Origin of the sequence: Sulfitobacter sp. 15WGC, from assembly GCF_005068605.1 — a bacterium.
GTDB lineage: Bacteria > Pseudomonadota > Alphaproteobacteria > Rhodobacterales > Rhodobacteraceae > Sulfitobacter > Sulfitobacter faviae.
Window position 1 is genome coordinate 1 of sequence record NZ_SZNL01000212.1, and the last position, 251, is coordinate 251.

General features: G+C 57.8%; 1 pseudogene. It reads right to left on the bottom strand.

The annotated features are described in order from the left end of the window. Window positions 1–251: pseudogene (locus FCK22_RS18610) on the bottom strand (carboxyl transferase domain-containing protein); the annotation flags it as partial.

Sequence of the window (251 nt, forward strand, 5' to 3'; positions counted from 1 at the left end):
CGCGCCATTTTGCACTGCCATATCCATGATCTTGCAGATTTTCTGAGCATGGGTTTCCGAGAGCGAGCCGCCGAAGACGGTGAAATCCTGGCTAAAGACATAGACGAGGCGGCCGTTAATCGTGCCCAGCCGGTGACCACACCATCGCCCGCGGGCTTTTGATCCTGCATGCCGAAATCGGTGCAGCGGTGGGTGACGAACATGTCGAATTCCTCGAAGGAGCCTTCGTCGAGCAGCAGATCGACGCGCTC